Below are 18,459 nucleotides of genomic sequence, written 5' to 3' on the forward strand. Positions count from 1 at the left end.
CCATTGCGGTGGCCGTGCTGGAGACGTCAGCGTCCATCGCCGCGGCCGTGCTGCAGGTGTCAGCTTCCATCGCCGCGGCCGTCTGGCTGGCGGTGGCGATCCACCAACACCGGCCGGTCGGGAAGCGTCAGCGTCACCGTCGCACCGACGGGGAGTCCGGCCGTCGAGTGAGTCGGCACATCTGCCATCACCTCGGTGCCTTCGGCCAGGCGTACGGTCAGCCGGGTCGTCGCGCCCAGGAAGGCTGCGCCCACGATCCGGGAAGTGCCATCGCCGTCCGTCGTGACCCCGACTGCTTCAGGGCGTACCAGTACGTCCAGTTCGCCGCTTTCGCCGTCGGCTCCGGCCAAGCCCGGTAGCATCCCGCGCACCGGCAGCGTGCGGCCGAACGCGCATACAGTCCCGCCGTCCGCCCCCGGCCTGGCCGGTATACGGCTCATCACTCCCACGAACTCGGCGACGAACGTGGTCGCGGGGTGTTCGTACAGCTCTGCGGGCGGTGCGCACTGCTCCAGTCTTCCGGCGCGCATCACCGCGACCCGGTCGGCCATGGACAGGGCCTCTTCCTGATCATGCGTCACAAACAGTGTGGTGATGCCCAGTTGCTGCTGGAGACGACGAATCTCCTCGCGCAGTGACTGCCGTACCTGTGCGTCGAGCGCCGACAGCGGCTCGTCGAGCAGCAGGACGCGTGGCCGCAGGGCCAGAGCCCGGGCCAGCGCGATGCGCTGCTGCTGACCACCGGAGAGCTGGCGCGGGTAGCGGGCGGCGTGGTGCGCCAGCCCCACCAGTTCCAGGAGTTCCGCGGCGCGAGTCCGCCGCGCGGCTTTGCCCGTCCCGCTCATCCGCAGCCCGAAGGCGACGTTGTCGAGGGCGTTCATGTGCGGAAAGAGGCTGTACGACTGGAACACCATGCCCGCGTCACGGCGATGTGCGGGAACACGCGTGATGTCTTCGCCGTCCACCAGTACCTTGCCCGCGTCAGGTCGTTCGAAGCCGGCGACCGTGCGCAGTGCGGTGGTCTTGCCGCAGCCGGACGGGCCGAGCAGTGCCAGGAGTTCGCCGGGGCGGACGTCCAGGTCCAGTCCGTCCAGTGCCGTCGTGGTGCCGAAGGTGCGGCGCAGCCCCCGGAACTCCACGGTGGAGCCGGCTCGGGTCGGGCCGACGGTGGTCGGATCGGTGAGAAGGTCGGTCATGAGGTCTCCTTGGGGAGGCGCGTGCGTCCGGTGGCGCTGATCGCCAGCAGCAGAACCCAGGTGCCGAGGAGGCCGACCATCGACACGGCCACCGACATCTGGGCCTGCGCGCCGCTGATGGCGACGATCCATACGGCGAACGGCTGGTAGCCGAGAACCGCTGCGACGGTGTACTCGCCGAGCACGAGTGCCAGGGTCAGGAACGCTGTGTTGAGCAGTGCCCCGCGAAGGTTGGGCAGCACCACGTGGGCGAGGGTGCGCGGCCATGAGGCCCCGCAGGACCGTGCGGCCTCGACGAGTACGCGCAGGTCGACGGCCGACAGCCCTGTGCCGAGCGTGCGGTATGCCAGCGGCAGCGCCATCAACGAATAGGCGAACACCAGGACGAGCGGGAATTCCGGGGCCTGGAGCGCAACCATGAGCTGGAAAAGGGGTGTGCCGGCGAAGTGGTCGGGCCCCCAGCGCAGCACCGTGCTGATCCCCGCGACCAGGGCGACGGCGGGCACGACCAACGGCAGCATGCACACGATCTCAACGAGCACGCGCAGACGAGGAGCGGCCAGCCGCACCGTGACCAAGGCCGGTACGAGCAGACCGAGAACGAGCGCGATGGTGGCTGTGGCCAGTTTCAGGGTCAGGGTGAGACTGGCTGTGAAGCCGTCGGCGTTGAAAATGCCGGTGTAGGCGTCGAAGCCGACAGTCTGGCGGGGGCCGCCGATTCCGACGCTGAAGCTGATGGCGCATGCGATCGGGACGAGGAAGTACACACCAGTGAGCAGCAGCACGGCACCCCGCCCGTATCCGGTTCGGTTCAAGCGAGCCATCGCGCGCTCCTACGCTGCAAGGGCACCTGAATGGCCATGACGAGCCCTGCGACCAGCACCATGTCGACACCGAGCGCCAAGGCGACGTTGCCCTCGCCGACCAGGACGTTGCCGGAGAGCGCGTCCGCGATCTGCATGGTGACCAGTGGTACCGAGCTGCCGACCATCGCGGCGGCGGTGGCGTAGGCACTGAACGCGGTGCCGAACAGCAAGACGTAGCCACCGAGCAGCGATGGCATGAGAATCGGCAGGGCGACGTGCGTCCAGTACCTGAAGGAACTGGCGCCGTTGTTGTGGGCAGCCTCACGCCAGTGCCGCCGCAGCCCCTCCAGAGCGGGGGCCAGTGTGAGCACCATGAGCGGAATCAGGAAGTAGAGGTAGACGAGGGTCAGGCCCCAGAAGCCGTACAAATTCCAGCCGAGTCCGAGGAGATCGAAGCGGGTGGTCAGCACCCCGGCGTTGCCGAGTGTCGCCACGAATGCGAAGGCGAGGGGCACACCGCCGAAATTCGCCAGTACGCCCGCGCCCGCAAGGATCGCCTCGCGCAGCGCGCGGAATCGTGAGGTCACGACCGCGTGGGCGATCGGCAGACTGACGACTGTGGCGATCAGCGCGGAGACGGCTGAGAGCTTGATGCTTCCGATGAGCGCGGTCAAGTAGGAGCCCTGCAGCGAGGCGCTCATGTTGGCGCCGGTGAAGTGGGCCCCGCCGGGCGCGGTATCGGGCGTGGTGAAGGCGCCGAACACCATTGTCCCGGCGGGCAGTCCGAACGCCACCGCGGCGAAGACGAGCAGCGGAACGGCGCCCAGCCAGCCTGCCGAGCGCGGAAGGCGCAACCGTCGGGCGGAACCGATCCGGGTAGGCGTTCTGCCGCCGGAGGGGCGAGTGGGGTTGTCGCCTGCGGCGACCGTCTGAAGGGCACTCATCCGTTGACGACCCGGCCCCAGCCCTGGACGACGGCCTGCTTGGCCGTGCTGAGCTGATTCTCCGTCGGGAACGCCGTCGTGCCTTCGGGTGCCTGCGGAAGCTTGTCAGCGATGGTGGTGTCGAGCGTGCCGGCCTTCTGCATCGCGGGCATGAGCACGGGGCGGGCGTGGCCCTTGAGCCACAGGTTCTGGCCTTCGGGGCTGTAGAGGAACTCCTGCCACAGGCGGGCGGCGGCCGGGTGCGGTGCCCACTTCACAATGGCCTGGGAGTAGTACTCGGCGTACGCGCCGACGGTGGGGACGCTCACCTTCCAGTCGACGCCCTTGGCGCGGAACGCGTCGGCGTAACCGGCGTTGAGGTAGTCCCAGTCGATGCTGATGGGAGTCTCTCCCTTCTGGATGGTCGCAGGGGTCGACTCGACGGGGTTGAAGTTGCCGGCCTTGTTCAGTCGGGTGAAGAAGTCCAGGCCGGGTTCGATGTCGTCGAAGGAACCGTGGTTGGCGAGCGCCGCCGCGTACACGGCGCCGAAGGCGGATCCGGACTTCGTCGGGTTCCCGGTCAGCGCGACCTTGCCCTTGTACTGCGGATCGAGCAGGTCGGCGAAGGTCTTCGGGCACTTCTTGACCCGGGTCGCATCACACCCGATCGAGACGTATCCGCCGAAGTCGTTGTACCAGCGGGCCTGAGCGTCTTTCTGGGCCTTCGGAATCTGGTCGAAGGCGGAGACGCGGTACGGCGCCAGCAGGTTCTGCCCGGCCGCACTGATGGCGAAGGCCCTGCCCACGTCGATGACGTCCGGGGAGCGGTCCTGGCCCTTGCGGGAGGCGGCCGCATTGATCTCGTCCTGGCTGGAGGCGTCGGGGTTCTCGACCTCGACCTCGATGCCGTACTTCTTCTCGAAGGTGTCGATGATCTGGCCGTAGTTCGCCCAGTCACGAGGAAGGGCGATGGCGTTCAACTTGCCCTCCTTCTTCGCGGCTGCGACGAGGGCATCCATGCCGCCGAAGTCCTTTGCCGAGGTGGCGGTCGCAGCCTTGCTTCCGCTGCCTCCTGCACCATCTGCACTGGTCAGGCCGCATGCGCTGAGTCCCAGCGCGGCCGCAGCAAGGGCGCAGGCAAGGCTCAGGGAGCGAGCGTGGTGCAGTCTCACTGAAGTCTCCTAGGTGAGTAAGTTGGCTGTACAACTTCACTCATTACCTAGGGGCTCGGTGTACGGAAGATGAACGCCGACGAACGCGCGGAGGAGCCTCTCGGGAAGAGATCGCGGACCGTTCAACGGGGGGGCCTGGCCGGTGAGCCAGGCTCGGAGAGCGGATAGGGTCATCTCAGAGCGTCGAGGGGCGACTGAGGAAAGGGAGAGCGGGATGGCAGTCGCGGGGGGCGGTACCACCGGAGCCCGGTACCGACGGTTGGCGGCCGACCTGCGCGAGGCCATAGCTGACGGAGCCTACGGGTCGGACGGTCGGCTGCCCAGTGAGGAGCGGCTCGCCCAGCAGTACGGTGTGTCACGCGGCACCGTCCGTCAGGCGCTGGCCGTGCTGCGCGCCAACGGCCTGGTGACTTCCCGGCGAGGCACGCGTCGCGTCGTTCTCGGCACGGCGCGGACGCAGAGTTTCTACGAACTGCTGAGCTTCACCCGCTGGGCGCGCTCGCTCGGAGAAGAACCGGGCGGCCGCACGATCGACATCGAACGCCGTCCCGCGGAACCGTTGGAATGCGAGCAACTCAGCCTCGGGCCCGGGGAACTGATCTACCGGGTACTCCGGCTGCGCACGTTGTCGCGCGTTCCGGTCATGATCGAGCGGACGATCTATCCCGAGCGCATTGGCCTCCTGATCGAACGCCTGGATCCCCACGCGATCTCACACACCGATCCGCTGGCGCAGGAAGGAGCGGTGTTCGCGGACACGGAACACACCATTGACCTCGTCTACGCCGACGCCGACGATGCGCGCCTGCTCGGCTGTGCCCCGGATGGGCCGCTGATGCGGGAGCGGCGACGAGCCACGGATCAGGCGGGCAGACCGTTGATGTGGTCGGACGACCGCTTTCTGCCGGGCACGGTTGCCTTCACGGTGCACAATTCAGTGGCGACGACGGCACTGTCGCGCCGACGCGGCTGACTGATCGTTCCGGAATGATCAGCGTGCCGGCCGCGACCGAGCGGACCGGCCGTAGAAGGTCACCCGACAGGCTTTGAGCCGAGTTCCGGCACCCCCGGCCGAGGCGCCGCTGCGGTCGTGCGGCCGGTTCAGCACTTCTCAGAATCTCGGCGGTGTCTCCGACCAGACACAGACCGCCGGGGTTGTGCCCGGGTTGTGGTACCGGTGCGGAGTGGCGGAGTCGAAGCTGACACAGTCACCGGGCTGCAACCGGTAGTGCACACCGTCGATCCAGTAGTCCAGCTCTCCCTCCAGAAGGAGGCCGACTTCCTCTCCGGCATGGGTGTGTGGGTTGTCGCCGGAGGCTGCTCCCGGAGCCACCTCCAGCATCATCATCTCAAGTCGTCCCATGGGGCTGGGGTTCAAGAGCGTATAGGTGATGCCCTGCACACCCGCGCGGGTGAGTTCGACGCGTTCGTGAGGACGCGTGAGCACCCGTCGTTCACGGTCGACCGCATGAAAGAGCTGGCTGAGGGTCGTGCCGAGGGCGTCGACAATCGTGCGCAAGGTGTTGATCGTGGGACTGTTCACCTCCCGCTCCACGTTGCTGAGGTAGCTGCGGGACAAGCCCGTCTCCTCTGCGAGCCGCTCCAGAGTGAGGCCTCGCCGCAGGCGTTCCCGGCGCAGGTGCTGGCCGATGCCGCCATCGGGCGAGGACGTTGGCGGAGTCGGCCGAAGATCGTCAGCAGGCACGTTACAGATCCCTTCATCCAGTAAACAGAACATGGATCCACTATATTGTGCAGCCGAGCGTCAGGGCGCACGACGATTTCATCCGAAAGAACACATTTCGCCTGCTTGCTCCTGGCTTCACCATCCGGTGACGGGAGGCTCCGCAGGGCATGCGTTCGGCGGGCTCCGCAGAGGAGTGCTCGCCCGGCGAATGGAAACCCGGAGGACTGATGGACCACGACGACACGGCACCCACCGTATGCGGAGTGCCGGAGATGCCCCAGCTTCGGATTGACGTACGGGCACTGGAACACAATGTGCGCCTCATGGCGAACTGGTGCCGTGATCGGGCCGTGGAACTGTGCCCGCACATCAAGACCACGATGACGCGCCCCATCGTCGAGCGGCAGATGGCAGCGGGGGCGTGGGGTGTCACCGTCGCCACGGCAAGGCAGTGCGGCATAGCGCTCGGCTGGGGGGTACGGCGCGTCATCATCGCCAACGAGGTGATCCACCACTGCGACCTCGTCCTCTTGCGGCGGTGGCTCGATGAAACACCAGGGCTCGAGCTGTACTGCTTCGTGGACTCGATGGTCGGGGTGGACCTGGCACGACAGGTCATGGAGGGAGCCCGTAACCCCCTGCGCGTCCTCATAGACGTGGGCACGCAAGGAGGACGGACCGGGACGCGGGAGTCCGCCGCGGCGTACGCTCTCGCCACGGCATGCCAGGCATCACCGGGAATCCTCTTGGCAGGTGTCGCGGGCTACGAGGGCATTCGGCCGAATCGCCGGGACGCACTCACGATCGCAGACGTCGACGCACACTGCCGGGATGCAGTCTCGCTCTTCCGCAGTCTTGCACCTCTGTTCGAAATCGCGCTGCCCATCCTCAGTATGGGCGGCTCCGCCTTCCCCGACCGGGTTGTCGATGCGCTTTCGGATCTCGCGGGGCCGTCCGGTTTCCCGCCGATGGTGCCCGTGCTGCGATCGGGCTGCTACGTCACACACGACCACGGCACGTACGCCCACGTATCACCGCTGCCGGAACTGCGCCCGGCACTGACCGTCCGGGCGGTCGTACTGTCTGCGCCGGAACCGGGACAGGTCGTCGTCGGCGCCGGGAAACGCGAACTGCCCTACGACGCCGGACTGCCCGTCCTCATCGGCTCCCACGACGCACAAGGTGCGCCGCGGCCGGGCGCGCGGGCCACCGCGGCGCACATCTACGACCACCACCTGGTCCTCACCGACGCCCACGGCCTTAACGTGGGCGACCAGGTCGACCTCGGAATCTCACACCCCTGCTCCGCCTTCGACCGGTGGCCCGACATCAACGTGGTCGACGGCGAAGGCCGCATACAGGACGTGTGGCACCCCCGATTCCGCTGAGTGATGGCCTGACCGTCACCGCGGCAGTCGGCCCCGTGGCTGAGGAGCGTGGAATGAGCAGGATGCGGGCGACGACCTGCAGGGTCGGACAACACAGCAGGCTGTGCTTGCGTGGCGTCGGCTTCCTGCGCGATCTCCCTGCGGCTGCTCCTGTTTGTTGCCGTGATCGGGGCGAGCCGGCAGGCCGGGATCCGCAAGCTCGCAGGGTTCAGTCCGAGGAATCCAGTACCAGCAGGCCGAGCCGAGCAGTCCCCCCGACGGCCACGGCTCGTGGGCGCGGTGCACGAGGGGTGGACTGTTCGGTGACAGGTGGTGGCTCATGATCGGTCTGCAGCGCATTCTCGACACCGTCGGGTCGGCCGTGCTGTCAGCGGTGTGCGTTCCCGAGGACACATCGGTCCCAGTGGGCGACGTGGTGATCGCGGAACCGGACGGTGAACTGGAGTTGCGTGCGGGCGATCTCGTTCTGGGCGTGAACGTGATCGACCGGCAGGCAGTCCTGCGGCTGGTGTCGCGGTGTGCCCGGCGGTCCGCGGGCGCGGTGTTCCTCAAAACCCCGGCGGCGGCCGACGCGGAGGTGATCGCGGCGGCAAGCGCCGCAGGCGTCGCGCTGGTGCAGGTCTCGCAGCAGGCAGGCTGGACGCAGGTGGTGTCGCTGCTGCGCGCAGCACTCGACAGCAAGGGGCTCGCGGAGCCCGCCGCAGACCTGGGCGCGGCCGAGGCCGGAGACCTGTTCGGTGTGGCCGACGCGATCTCCGGCATCATCGACGCCCCCGTCACCATCGAGGACCACAACTCCCGCGTACTGGCCTACTCGACCCGCCAGGAGCGCGGCGACGAGGCACGGGTGGCAACCATCATGGGCCGGCATGTCCCAGAGGAGGTGAACGCGCACTTCCGGCGGCAGGGAGTCTTCCGCCGGATCGCCCAGGACACCAGACCGATCTACGTTCCCGCCGTCATGGAGGGGACCAAGCCCCGGCTCGTGCTACCGGTCCACGCCGGAGGGGACGTCCTCGGCTCGATCTGGGCGATCGTGTCGGGTCCGGTCCCGGACGACCGGGCAGCGGCGCTGTCGGACGCCGCCGACGCCGTGGCGCTGCACCTGCTGCGTCGGCGCGCGGAGGCCGACCGGGAGCGCCTCGCCCTGACGGACCTGGTGGCACGAGTCCTGCACGGGAAGGACGGAGCCGCCGACGCGGCCCGCCTCCTCGGCCTGACGGCCGGCCCATGGCGCGTGATCGCCGTGGGCGTGCAGTGCGAGGACACCGACGAGGCCGAGAGGAAGCGCCTGACGGTACGCGAACGGCTCTCCCGGTTCCCCGGATCGCGCCTGCGTTCGCCCGCCGCCGTGATCGGCGACGTCGTCTACGGCATCGTCCACGCCGAGGTGGTGGGTTCCGCCTCCGGAAGCCGTTGTGGGTGGCTGCGCACACTCGGCGACACGGCCGGCCGGGCGACGCCACTGGTCGCCGTGGGCGGGCTCGCCACCACGATTCACCAACTGGCCGCCTCCCGGGAGCAGGCCGACGACACCCTCGGGCTGCTCGCGGCGGGCCTGGTCACGGGCACCGAGGCCGTCCACGACGATGTGTGGGCCAAGGCAGTCCTCCGGCGAGTGGCGATGGCAGCCTCGGCTGCCCGGGTCATGGGCACCGGACCACTGCGGCAACTGGTCGACCACGATCACGAGTGCGGCACGAGCTATGTGCCGACGCTGGAGACGTGGCTGGAGGAGATGGGCGACCCAAGGGCCACCGCCGCCCGGCTGCACATCCACCCGAACACACTCCGCCACCGGATGCGCCGACTGCAGGACACCGTGGATCTGCGGCTCGACTGCCCCGAGGTCCGTTCCGCGCTGCTGCTGCAGCTCACCGCCCGTCGGTACGGACCGGACGGTGCCCCGCGTCCCGAGGCACGATACGGCGCTTGACGCAGTCCGTCAGGACCCCACTTCCATTCGGGCGAGTCAGCGATCCCCCGCCCCCGTTGTTCCAGCAGCACTCCCCGCCGTCGCAGGACGGTGCCGTCCACACGATGACGGCGTGTTCCCCTCGTCGCCACCATGGCTCCACCCGCAACTCAGCCGGGCATCGGTGAAATTCCATGGGAGGACAACGGCGTGACGATCGGCATTCCCCACGAGGTCGGCGACCGCGCGGACCCTGAGCAGGAGCACACGCCGCTCGCACAAGCGCGGATCGATCTCGCGGCCGTGCGCGCCAACACGGCCAGGCTGCACGATGCGGCAGGCGCCGCCGAAGTGATGGCCGTGGTCAAGGCCGACGGTTACGGACACGGCATGGTGCCCTGCGCCCGAGCAGCACTGGCCGGCGGCGCCACGTGGATCGGCGTCGCGCGCCTGCACGAGGCGTTGGCGCTGCGCGCGGCCGGCATCGGCAGCCGGATCCTGGCCTGGCTGCTGACTCCCGGTGACGACTGGATCTCAGCCGTGGCCTCGGGGATCGACCTGTCGGCCGGCGCCACGTGGGCCGTGGAGGCGGCGGCCCGTGCCGCTGATACCGCAGGCCGGCCCGCCCTGCTGCACCTGGAGATCGACACCGGTCTCGGGCGCGGAGGCGCCTCCTGCGCCGACTGGCCCGAGGTGCTGGACGCCGCGGCGCGCGCCGAGGCATCCGGGCATGTCCGGGTCGTCGGTGTGTGGTCCCACCTCACCGATGCCGACTCCCCCGGCCACCCCGAGTCCGACAAGCAACTGGAGACCTTCCGCGAGGCAGTCGCGCTGGCGCGCAAGGCCGGGCTGCGCCCTGAGGTCGTGCATCTGGCCAACTCGGCCGCCACGCTGGCCCTTCCACAGACCCACTTCGATCTTGTGCGCCCCGGCCTCGCGGTTTTCGGGCTCAGCCCGATACCCGAGTCGGCCGGTCCCACAGCCCTGGGGCTGCGTCCGGCGATGACGCTCACGGCACGGCTTGCCTCCGTCAAGCGCGTCCCCGCCGGGCACGGAGTCTCCTACGGCCACCGCTATCGCACATCCCGCGAGACGACTCTCGGCCTGGTTCCTCTCGGCTACGGCGACGGCGTACCCCGGCATGCCTCCGGTACCGGACCGGTGCTCGCCGCCGGCCGATGGCGCACGGTGGCAGGCACGGTCTGTATGGACCAGTTCGTCCTTGACCTCTGCGACGACACCGCGGCGGTCGGCGACGAGGTCGTCCTCTTCGGTCCCGGAGACCGCGGAGAGCCCGGCGCCGAGGACTGGGCACGTGCCGCCGGGACCCTCTCGCACGAGATCGTCACCCGCATCGGCGCCCGGGTGCCGCGCACGTACACCGACGGTTCGAGCCAGACCGAACGCTGACGTCACCACGTCACCGTTCCCCATCAGAAAGCACCTGCATGCCTCACCGACCCGTATCGCATTCTCCTCAGTCCCCTGTGCCAGAGGCCTCCGCCTCCTCGCCGCCGGGAGACCTGCATCGCGGCCTGCGACCCCGCCATATCCAGATGATCGCCATCGGCGGAACGATCGGCGTCGGCCTGTTCCTCGGCTCGGCCCAAGCACTCCACGAGGCCGGTCCAGGCCTGCTGGTCACCTACACCCTCGCGGGTCTGGCCGTCTTCTTCGTGATGCGCGCCCTGGGCGAACTGCTGGTGTACCGGCCCGTGTCCGGTTCGTTCGCGACCTACGCGGAGGAGTTCCTCGGCAACTGGGCCGGCTTCGCCACCGGCTGGAGCTACTGGTTGATGTGGGTCGTCACCGGTACCGCCGAGCTGACCGCCGCGGGCATCTACGTCCGCTACTGGTGGCCCGAAGTTCCCCAGTGGCTGCCGGGGCTCGTCGCCCTGGCCGTTCTGGGCCTGGTCAACCTCGCCGCAGTGCGCATGTTCGGCGAATTCGAGTTCTGGTTCGCGCTGATCAAAGTCCTGACCATTCTCGCGCTGCTGGTGATAGCGGCCGCCATCCTGGTCTTTGGATTCGGCCCCCTCGGCGACACCGCGTCGCTCAGCAACATCTGGACGCACGGTGGGTTTTTCCCGCACGGTACGGCAGGACCGCTGCTGGCCCTCCAGGTCGTCGTCTTCGCTTTCGTCGGTGTCGAGCTTCTCGGTGTCACCGCCGGCGAGAGCCAGGACCCCCAAAAGACTCTTCCCTCGGCCGTGCGGCGGGTGATCTGGCGGATCGCCCTGTTCTACCTCGGCGCGCTCATCGCCATCATGGCCCTGGTCCCGTGGAACCAACTCGACCCAGATACAAGCCCGTTCGTACTTGTCTTTGCCAAGATCGGCATCCCTGCGGCGGCCGGTGTCGTCAATGTGGTCGTCCTGACGGCGGCCCTGTCCTCCTGCAACAGCGGGATCTTCTCCACCGGCCGGATGCTGTTCACTCTGGCCGGGGACCGGCACGCACCGACCGTGTTCGTGAAGATCAACCGCCAGGGAGTGCCCGCTCCCGGAATCCTTGCCTCGATGGCCGTCATGCTCATCGGCGTTGCCGCCAACTATGTTGTTCCGGACAAGGCCTTCGCGTACATCACCAGCGTGGCCACCATCGCCGCCCTCTTCACCTGGGGCGTCATCGTCTGCGCCCACCTGCGGTTCCGGGCGGCCGTGCGCGCCGGGCGACTGCAACCGGTCACCTTCCGCATGCCGCTGGCGCCCGCTTCGAACTACTTCGTCCTCGTCTTTCTCGCCTTCGTGGCCGTCCTGCTCGCCTTTGACGCCGATCAGAGGATCGCGTGGTACGTGGCCCCGTGCTGGGCGGCGGTCCTCACAGTCGGCTACCGCATAGCCCGCCGCAGCCGACCGGCGGATACCAGCTCCCCCGGCCCGACCGTTCGCTGCCCGGCTCCTGACCGCGCGCCTCGGGAGGACAAGGCCTGAGAGCGCCCGCGCGGAGCGATGGTTCGTGGTTCAGGGCCACGGCCATCGCTCCATCCCTCCTGCGAGGGCGGGCCTTACCGGTTCGTCCCACATCGCCGCTGGTGTGCGTCGGAGTGGTGTGTGGTCGGCTTTCGATCGGCAATCCGGCTGGCGAAGTCGGCGAACCAACCCAGCATGCCGGGTGAGTGATCGCACCCGTTCTGCGCGGCTACCCTCCAAATGCCGTTGACGTCAGGGTGAGCGGGGCTGCCGTCGTACAAGGCCCCGCTGCCCAGCCCAGGCGGCTCATCCCGTGGCCCAGTCCCATGAACGCCCAGAACACAGAATAAGCAGTGGCGACACCTGAACCCGCGAGAATGATCACGCGGGTGGTTCGGCTGGCGGCAGGGGTGGTTGTTGTTTCCTCAGTTGCGTGGTGGGCTCCTTCGGCGGGAGGACATCGGTCGTCGGGTGTGAGCTCCAAGATGTGATCGTCGGCGGGTGGGTACCCGGCCACGGACCGGCTCAACGGTCTGCCTGGCGCGCTGCTGGTATGAGCAGTGTCGGCACCGGGTGGAGAGACACCGAGAACCACACAGCTGCTCCACGTCGCCGCGATCAGCGAGTGCTCGTTCGAACGCGGGCCGGGCGCAGTGGTTCTGCCGATGCGCCGCGAGGTCGGTTCGGGGCCGCCTCTGGGTTCCTGCACGGCGGCTTCCTCGATCTCCGCATGCGGAGGAGCGATCCATGTCTTCGCCGCACGCCATGAGGTCATCGCGTTCGACCCCCGCGAGTACGGCGGCTCAGACAACGCGACCGGCCCGTTCCGGCCCGCCGACGATGTCGCCGCGCTGCTGCGCGGCCTGGACGTACTCGTCGGGGTGTCGATGGGTGGGGCCACCGCCGTCGACTGCGCGCTGGAACACCCGGATCTGGTCCGCGAGGTCGTCGTCAGCAGTGTCGGCACCAGCGAGCCGTCTTCGAGGACCTGGGGGCGCCGGATTTCCTTTCGGCCCAGGCGCGGGCGCCGGCCACGGGTGACGTGGCCGGCTGGGTAGATGCGTTCCAGCGGTTCACCACCGGCCCGCACCGCGACCTGGCCGATATCGATGCCGACCCGATTCGACGGGAGCGGGAGATGGCACTCGGCACGCTCGGCAAGCACGCACCGGGCGCAGCGGACCATCGGGTACCCGTCACGGACACCTGGGAGCGCGCCCCGGATCGCCGTCCTCCTGTGTGCGATCAACGGTGCCCTGGACGCACCGGACCACCCCGCCGTGGCAGGCCGCCTGGCGGAACTCGTCCCCCGCGGGCACACTGCCACGGTGCCGTTGGCCGTGCACGACCCGGGCGCGGAGGACCCCGCCCGCTTCCACGCCGAACCGATGTCGTTCCTGGAGACCGTATGAGCAGTGCCCTTCTCGTGATGGACGTCCAGCGGGCCGTCGTGGACATCGCCGACGACGGCTCCGGCTACCTGCCGCGCCTACGCAGGGCGATCGATGGTGCACGGGCAGCAGGCATTCCCGTCATCTACGTGGTCATCGCGTTGCGTCCGGGCTTCCCGGAAGTCGACCCGCGCAACAGGGCACTCACCGCCGTCGCGCGAGCCGGGCTCCATGTCGAGGGCGACCCCGGCACCGAAATCCACCCCGAGGTCGCGCCCCTGCCGGGCGAGGTGGTGGTCACCAAGAGACGGGCGAGCGCGTTCTCGGGCAGCGACCTCGACGTGGTGCTCAGGGCACGTGGCATCGACAGCCTCGTCCTCACCGGCATCGCCACCAGCGCCGTGGTGCTGCACACCCTGTGCCAGGCCAACGACCTGGACTTCGGCCTCACCGTCCTCTCCGACGCCTGTCTGGACACCGACGCCGAGGTCCACCGGTTCCTCACCGAGAGGCTGTTCCCGCAGTGGGCGGACGTCGTCACCGCCGACGACTGGCTCAAGGCCACCACACCCCGTTACTGATTTCGGCGTTTCGGGGTCTGGATTTGTGTCGGGAGGGGTGACGCGGTCCGTCCGGGCTGGTACGCCGGAGGCATGCGGTATTCGGACGGGGGCGGGCTGACCGCCGAGCAGCGCAGGCGCCGGGAAGAGGTACGGATGCGGGCCGTTGACCTCTTCGATGGGGGCGTGTAAGTCCCTTGCATCGCCCGGGAGTTACGGGTGAGTGAGAAGTCGGTCTACCAGTGGCGCCGCACCTGGAGGACGGGCGGACGCGAGGCGCTGCGTTCCAGAGGCCCTTGCGGTTACGGCTGTCGGCTCGGCCCGTACCTGCGGGCCAAGCTCGCGATGTGGCTTGATGAGGGGCCGGCCGCGCACGGCTGGGCGGACGACCAGGTGTGGACCGCCGCGCGGGTACGCACGTTGATCGGGCGGAAGTTCCACCTCTCCTACAGCGTCTCCGGGGTCACTCGGCTGCTGCACCGCATGGGCTACAGCGTGCAGATGCCCGCCCGGCCCGCCGCCGAACGCGACGAGGGCGCGATCACCGCATGGCGGGAGGTGACCTGGCGGGAGGTAAGACCCTCCGGGCGGCGACCGGCGCGTTCATCTGCTTCGAGGACGAAGCGGGCGTGACCGGTCGGCCGCCCAAGGGCCGCACCTGGGGTCGGCGCGGCATCACTCCGAGGGTCAAGGTGTCCGGTCGCAGCCGGGGACGTCTCTCGGTGGCCGGTCTGCTGTGCTTCCGGCCGGGCCTGCCCGCCCGTCTGTGCTACCGGCTGCGTCGGCATACCGGCCGCAAGGGCGAGCGTCGCTCGCTGGGCGAGGCGGACTACGTACGCCTGTTGGATGGCGCCCACCAACTGCTCAAGGCCCCGCTGATCGTGGTGTGGGACCGGCTGAACACCCACATCTCCAAGACGATGAAGGCACTCGTGGCCGAGCGGGACTGGCTGACGGTGGTCCTGCTGCCCGGGTATGCGCCCGACCTCAACCCGGTCGAGGGCCTGTGGGCGCACATCAAGCGGAGCCTGGCCAACCTGGCCGCCCGCACCCTCAACGAGCTGGAGACTCTGCTCCGCAGGCGGCTCAAAGCACTGCAGTACCGGCACGGCATCCTCGGCGGATTCCTCGCCGGGACGGGCCTCGCTCTCGATAGACCGGACAGACCCTAATACGCCGAAGTCAGTAGCAGTCCATGCGAGGCATGGCAGAACCAGGACCGATGTCACCGCCGAGGGCGAGCACGGGGTATACCGCGCCTGTTCCACTCATCGCCCCCAAGCCGTCATCACCTCTGAGGTGGTGGCGGCTTCGTCCTGGGCGAAGCCGCCGACTTCATCGTGCGGAAGTCGAAGAACGCATCGGGTGTCGGCGGCCGCAACGCCGTCACCATTCGTCGCCGCCCCGAGCATGGGCGTCTCACCGAGCAGCGCCAGGAACGGCTTGACGGTGTTGTAGCGCAGCGCCAGCGCGTTGCGCATGCTGATCTCCGCCGAGTCGTCGTCCTCCGGGACCAGGCTCACCACCGTGGCCGCTGCACTGGACAGCACGGCCCGTGGCGCGATCTCCTCCAGCGCCCGCCACAACGCGGCCCGATCGGGATCGCAGCCGGTCTCCTCCAGCAGCTCCAGCTCCTCGATGACCACCTTCGAGATCCTGGCCGTGATCCTGGCCGCCTTCTCCAGCTGCGGCAGCGTGGACAGGCGTTCCTTGTCCGTGGCCCGCTTCGTCGTACTGATCAGCCGAGTGGCCATCAGGATCTCGAACAGGTCCATCGCGTCGTCGATCGCCTTGGCCTCCAGGTGCCGCATCACCGCGGTGAGCATCGCCGTGCGCTTCGGCTCCGAGGCCCGCTCCAGCTTCGCCGCCTTCGTGCCCAGCCCGTACCGGGCCAGCGCCGACAGCCGGTTCGGCGGGACCTTGTTCAGCTTCACCCGCCCCAGCCGGTACGCGGCGATCTCATCCACCCGCTGCAGCGCGTTCTTCATCGCGGTGCCCGTGGTCCGCGTCGGCGGCCGGCGCAGCTGCTCCAGGTACGAGTACCGCTTGCCCTCCGGCATCTTCAGCAGCCCGACCAGGTCCCCTGCCAGGGACGGGTCCGCCCGCCGGGCGGCCTTCGCGACCGTGGCGTGCAGCCGCTTCTCCGCGACCGCGCGGACCTCCGCCACCTGCCGCGCCAGTACCGAGACGCCCGGCAGCAGCATCCGGTTCCTGCGCAGCCAGCCCACCGCGTGATCGAACAGTGCCTTCGGCCCCTCCGCGTGCGCCGTCCACGCCCGCCCGTGCAGGAACGCTCGGAACTTCCGGCCCATCGCATGCTCCTCGTACGGGTGGTAGCCGTACGCGTCGCGGATCTCCCACGCGTGGTCGTACACCGTCTGCCGCCGCTCCGTGTACCGCTTCACACACGACGGGTCCTCGATCCGCAACTGCTCGGCCAGGTGCTCGACCACCGGCCACGACACCTCCAGCGGGTCCTCGCCCAGGAATGTCCCCACGTACCGCACTGTGCACATCTGGAGGGCGAAGCCAAGCTGGTGATGCTTCGTACGCCGCAGCGCGATCAGATCGCGATCGACGTCGTCCAGGAAGAAGAAGCGCTCCAGCTCCGGGCGCGTGGGCTCCTCAGCGAACTTGCCGTACGCCTCAGCCTGCTCATCAGATAAAAACTCCACCGGCATACGACGGACGTAACCACCCACATCAAGGAGCCGAGGATCTTTCAGCGAACACCCACACACAACAGATCGCTCGTGCTAGTGGATCACAGCGAGCCGACCATGATCAATCTCACCGATACTGGCTGCTCCGTTGGTCCCCACGGCCGTGTCCCAGGCTGGTGGCGTGCTGCTGGTCGAGACAGTCCGCAAGGCCGGGCTGGATCAGGCGATGTCGGCGGCGCTCGTGCCGTGGCGCAAGCCCAGGGCGGTGCACGACCCGGGCAAGGTCCTGCTGGATGTGGCTCTGGCGGTCGCGCTGGGCGGGGACTGCCTGGCGGACGTGGCCATGCTGCGGGCCGAGCCAGCTGTGTTCGGGCTGGTGGCGTCCGATCCGACCGTCTCGCGCCTGATCGACCCCCTCGCCGCGGCTGGGCCGAAGGCCCTCTCCGCAATACGGGCCGCGCGGGCCGAAGCGCCTGAGCACGTCTGGAATGTGGCCAAGAACGCGGCGCCCGACACGGGCGGGCAGGTGATCGTGGACTTGGACGGAGTGCTCGTGCTGGCCCACTCCGACAAGCAGGGCGCCACCGCGACCTGGAAGAAGACCTTCGGACATCACCCCCTGATGGGATTCGTCGACCACGGCAGTGGCGGAAGCGAGGAACCGGTCGCCGGCCTGCTGCGGACCGGGAACACGGGCAGTAACGCCGCCGCCGACCACATCACCACCGCCCAACAGGCCCTGGCCCAGCTCCCCAAGAAGTACCGGCGCGGACGGAAGATACTGATCCGTACCGACTCCGGCGGCGGCACCCACGAGTTCGTCGCCTGGCTCGCCCGGCGGGGCAGGTGGCTGTCGTATTAGGTCGGCATGACCATCACCGACGCCATCCACGAGGCCATCCTCAAGATCCCGCCCGCCGCGTGGACGGTGGCCGTCGAGCCGGACGGGGAGATCCGTGACGGCGCCTGGGCCGCAGAGCTCGACGGCGATGTCCTGGGCGGCTGGCCGAAGGGGATGCGGCTGATCGTCCGCAAGGAACGCCCGCACCCCGGAGCCCAGTTGCGTTTCACCGACGCCGACGGGCTGCGGCTCACCGCGTTCGCCACCAACACCACCGGCGTCCCGATCGCCGCACTCGAACTGCGGCACCGCCAGCGGGCACGTGCTGAGGACCGCATCCGCGCCGCCCGCGCCACCGGCCTGCGCAACCTGCCCCTGCACGACACCACGCAGAACCAGATCTGGCTGGAGATCGTCCAGATCGCCCTCGATCTCCTCGCGTGGATGCCCATGCTCGCTCTGACCGGCGAACCTCGCAGGTGGGAGCCCGGCCGTCTCCGGCTCCGCCTCTTCTCCGCCGCCGTCCAGATCGTCACGACCGCCCGCCGCCGGCACCTGAGATTCGCACGCCACTGGTCCTGGACCAACGTGATCGCAGATGCCTTCGCACGCCTCGAAGGTCTCCCGAACCCCGGCTGACCAGCACGTTCCCGTCCCTGCGAGCAGCACCAACCGCCCGGAGCCGTGGAACCCGGCGCCCACCCGACGCGACAGCCGGGCAATCAGCCTGCCCACAACCGCTCCGACAAGCCGAAACGGCCCGCCGGGCAAACCGACGGACCGTCACGAAACTTCGAGGTTACTGCGGTTGAACTCGTGGTGTCGTAGGGGGTGACGGCTGGTCGTCCGTGCGGTACCACCGGGGCATGCGGTATCCACAAGGGGGCGGGCTGACGGCCGAACGGCAGCAGTTCCGCGAGGAGTTACGGCTCCAGGCGGCCGAGCGGTTCGCCCGGGGCGAGGGCAGTACAGCGATTGCCAGGGATCTGCGGGTCAGTGTCCGCT

General features: G+C 68.8%; 13 protein-coding genes and 4 pseudogenes. 11 read left to right on the forward strand and 6 right to left on the reverse strand.

The annotated features are described in order from the left end of the window. Positions 1–59: 59 nt before the first annotated feature. From ACWCXX_RS32130 to ACWCXX_RS32145, 4 genes are read right to left on the reverse strand one after another with little or no spacing between them, the layout of a single operon-like run. On the reverse strand, positions 60–1,196 hold the full coding sequence (locus ACWCXX_RS32130; RefSeq protein WP_451133416.1) for an ABC transporter ATP-binding protein: 1,137 nt from the start codon (positions 1,194–1,196) through the stop codon (positions 60–62). Beyond that, positions 1,193–2,020, reverse strand: coding sequence for an ABC transporter permease (locus ACWCXX_RS32135; protein WP_451133418.1), 828 nt, complete (start codon positions 2,018–2,020; stop codon positions 1,193–1,195). Before ACWCXX_RS32135 ends, ACWCXX_RS32130 begins: the two co-directional genes overlap by 4 nt. Continuing rightward, positions 2,008–2,946, reverse strand: coding sequence for an ABC transporter permease (locus ACWCXX_RS32140; protein WP_451133420.1), 939 nt, complete (start codon positions 2,944–2,946; stop codon positions 2,008–2,010). The genes ACWCXX_RS32135 and ACWCXX_RS32140 overlap by 13 nt, the downstream gene beginning before the upstream one ends. Further along, positions 2,943–4,097, reverse strand: a complete 1,155-nt coding sequence (locus ACWCXX_RS32145; protein ID WP_451133422.1) for an ABC transporter substrate-binding protein — start codon at positions 4,095–4,097, stop codon at positions 2,943–2,945. Before ACWCXX_RS32145 ends, ACWCXX_RS32140 begins: the two co-directional genes overlap by 4 nt. A gap of 214 nt (positions 4,098–4,311) precedes the next feature. Here ACWCXX_RS32145 and ACWCXX_RS32150 point away from each other — a divergent pair, with 214 nt between their 5' ends. Continuing rightward, the gene (locus ACWCXX_RS32150; RefSeq protein WP_451133424.1) at positions 4,312–5,070 is read left to right on the forward strand and encodes a GntR family transcriptional regulator; all 759 of its coding nucleotides are present in this window, start codon (positions 4,312–4,314) and stop codon (positions 5,068–5,070) included. A gap of 138 nt (positions 5,071–5,208) precedes the next feature. Here the strand turns inward: ACWCXX_RS32150 and ACWCXX_RS32155 are convergent, their stop codons facing one another. Beyond that, positions 5,209–5,835 (reverse strand): helix-turn-helix domain-containing protein, encoded by a 627-nt coding sequence (locus ACWCXX_RS32155; protein ID WP_451133426.1) that lies wholly within the window; start codon positions 5,833–5,835, stop codon positions 5,209–5,211. A 221-nt stretch (positions 5,836–6,056) separates the two neighbouring features. Here ACWCXX_RS32155 and ACWCXX_RS32160 point away from each other — a divergent pair, with 221 nt between their 5' ends. The 8 genes and pseudogenes from ACWCXX_RS32160 (at position 6,057) to ACWCXX_RS32195 (ending at position 15,122) form a co-directional block, all read left to right on the forward strand. Continuing rightward, complete coding sequence (locus tag ACWCXX_RS32160; protein ID WP_451133428.1) at positions 6,057–7,172, forward strand: alanine racemase; 1,116 nt, start codon at positions 6,057–6,059, stop codon at positions 7,170–7,172. Between the two features lie 319 nt (positions 7,173–7,491). Then, positions 7,492–9,108 (forward strand): PucR family transcriptional regulator, encoded by a 1,617-nt coding sequence (locus tag ACWCXX_RS32165; protein ID WP_451133430.1) that lies wholly within the window; start codon positions 7,492–7,494, stop codon positions 9,106–9,108. A gap of 195 nt (positions 9,109–9,303) precedes the next feature. After that, positions 9,304–10,497 (forward strand): alanine racemase, encoded by a 1,194-nt coding sequence (gene alr / locus ACWCXX_RS32170; protein ID WP_451133440.1) that lies wholly within the window; start codon positions 9,304–9,306, stop codon positions 10,495–10,497. 146 nt (positions 10,498–10,643) lie between these two features. Beyond that, entirely contained in the window at positions 10,644–12,020 is a 1,377-nt protein-coding gene (locus ACWCXX_RS32175) for an amino acid permease (RefSeq protein WP_451133432.1), read from the forward strand. Positions 12,021–12,664: 644 nt separating this feature from the next. Continuing rightward, complete coding sequence (locus ACWCXX_RS32180; RefSeq protein WP_451133434.1) at positions 12,665–13,057, forward strand: alpha/beta fold hydrolase; 393 nt, start codon at positions 12,665–12,667, stop codon at positions 13,055–13,057. 222 nt (positions 13,058–13,279) lie between these two features. Further along, the gene (locus tag ACWCXX_RS32185; RefSeq protein ID WP_451133436.1) at positions 13,280–13,411 is read left to right on the forward strand and encodes a hypothetical protein; all 132 of its coding nucleotides are present in this window, start codon (positions 13,280–13,282) and stop codon (positions 13,409–13,411) included. Further along, positions 13,408–13,971: a cysteine hydrolase family protein gene (locus ACWCXX_RS32190; RefSeq protein ID WP_451133438.1), complete on the forward strand. Its 564-nt coding sequence runs from the start codon at positions 13,408–13,410 to the stop codon at positions 13,969–13,971. The genes ACWCXX_RS32185 and ACWCXX_RS32190 overlap by 4 nt, the downstream gene beginning before the upstream one ends. 72 nt (positions 13,972–14,043) lie before the next feature. Further along, positions 14,044–15,122 (forward strand): annotated as a pseudogene (locus ACWCXX_RS32195) (IS630 family transposase). A 156-nt stretch (positions 15,123–15,278) separates the two neighbouring features. Here ACWCXX_RS32195 and ACWCXX_RS32200 read toward each other — a convergent pair. Beyond that, positions 15,279–16,631, reverse strand: a pseudogene (locus ACWCXX_RS32200) (DUF4158 domain-containing protein); the annotation flags it as partial. Positions 16,632–16,737: 106 nt separating this feature from the next. Here ACWCXX_RS32200 and ACWCXX_RS32205 point away from each other — a divergent pair. Together ACWCXX_RS32205 and ACWCXX_RS32210 are read left to right on the forward strand one after the other, a co-directional pair. Then, positions 16,738–18,093, forward strand: a pseudogene (locus ACWCXX_RS32205) (IS1380 family transposase). A gap of 227 nt (positions 18,094–18,320) precedes the next feature. Beyond that, a pseudogene (locus ACWCXX_RS32210) lies at positions 18,321–18,459 on the forward strand (IS630 family transposase); the annotation flags it as partial.

The sequence above is a fragment of the Streptomyces sp. NPDC001732 genome (genome assembly GCF_053596315.1).

Coding starts and splice junctions, on each gene's coding strand:
- ACWCXX_RS32130 (WP_451133416.1), bottom strand. CDS start 1,196: ATGACCGACCTTCTCACCGATCCGACCACCGTCGGCCCGACCCGAGCC.
- ACWCXX_RS32135 (WP_451133418.1), bottom strand. CDS start 2,020: ATGGCTCGCTTGAACCGAACCGGATACGGGCGGGGTGCCGTGCTGCTG.
- ACWCXX_RS32140 (WP_451133420.1), bottom strand. CDS start 2,946: ATGAGTGCCCTTCAGACGGTCGCCGCAGGCGACAACCCCACTCGCCCC.
- ACWCXX_RS32150 (WP_451133424.1), top strand. CDS start 4,312: ATGGCAGTCGCGGGGGGCGGTACCACCGGAGCCCGGTACCGACGGTTG.
- ACWCXX_RS32155 (WP_451133426.1), bottom strand. CDS start 5,835: ATGTTCTGTTTACTGGATGAAGGGATCTGTAACGTGCCTGCTGACGAT.
- ACWCXX_RS32160 (WP_451133428.1), top strand. CDS start 6,057: ATGCCCCAGCTTCGGATTGACGTACGGGCACTGGAACACAATGTGCGC.
- ACWCXX_RS32165 (WP_451133430.1), top strand. CDS start 7,492: ATGATCGGTCTGCAGCGCATTCTCGACACCGTCGGGTCGGCCGTGCTG.
- ACWCXX_RS32175 (WP_451133432.1), top strand. CDS start 10,644: ATGATCGCCATCGGCGGAACGATCGGCGTCGGCCTGTTCCTCGGCTCG.
- ACWCXX_RS32180 (WP_451133434.1), top strand. CDS start 12,665: ATGCGCCGCGAGGTCGGTTCGGGGCCGCCTCTGGGTTCCTGCACGGCG.
- ACWCXX_RS32190 (WP_451133438.1), top strand. CDS start 13,408: ATGAGCAGTGCCCTTCTCGTGATGGACGTCCAGCGGGCCGTCGTGGAC.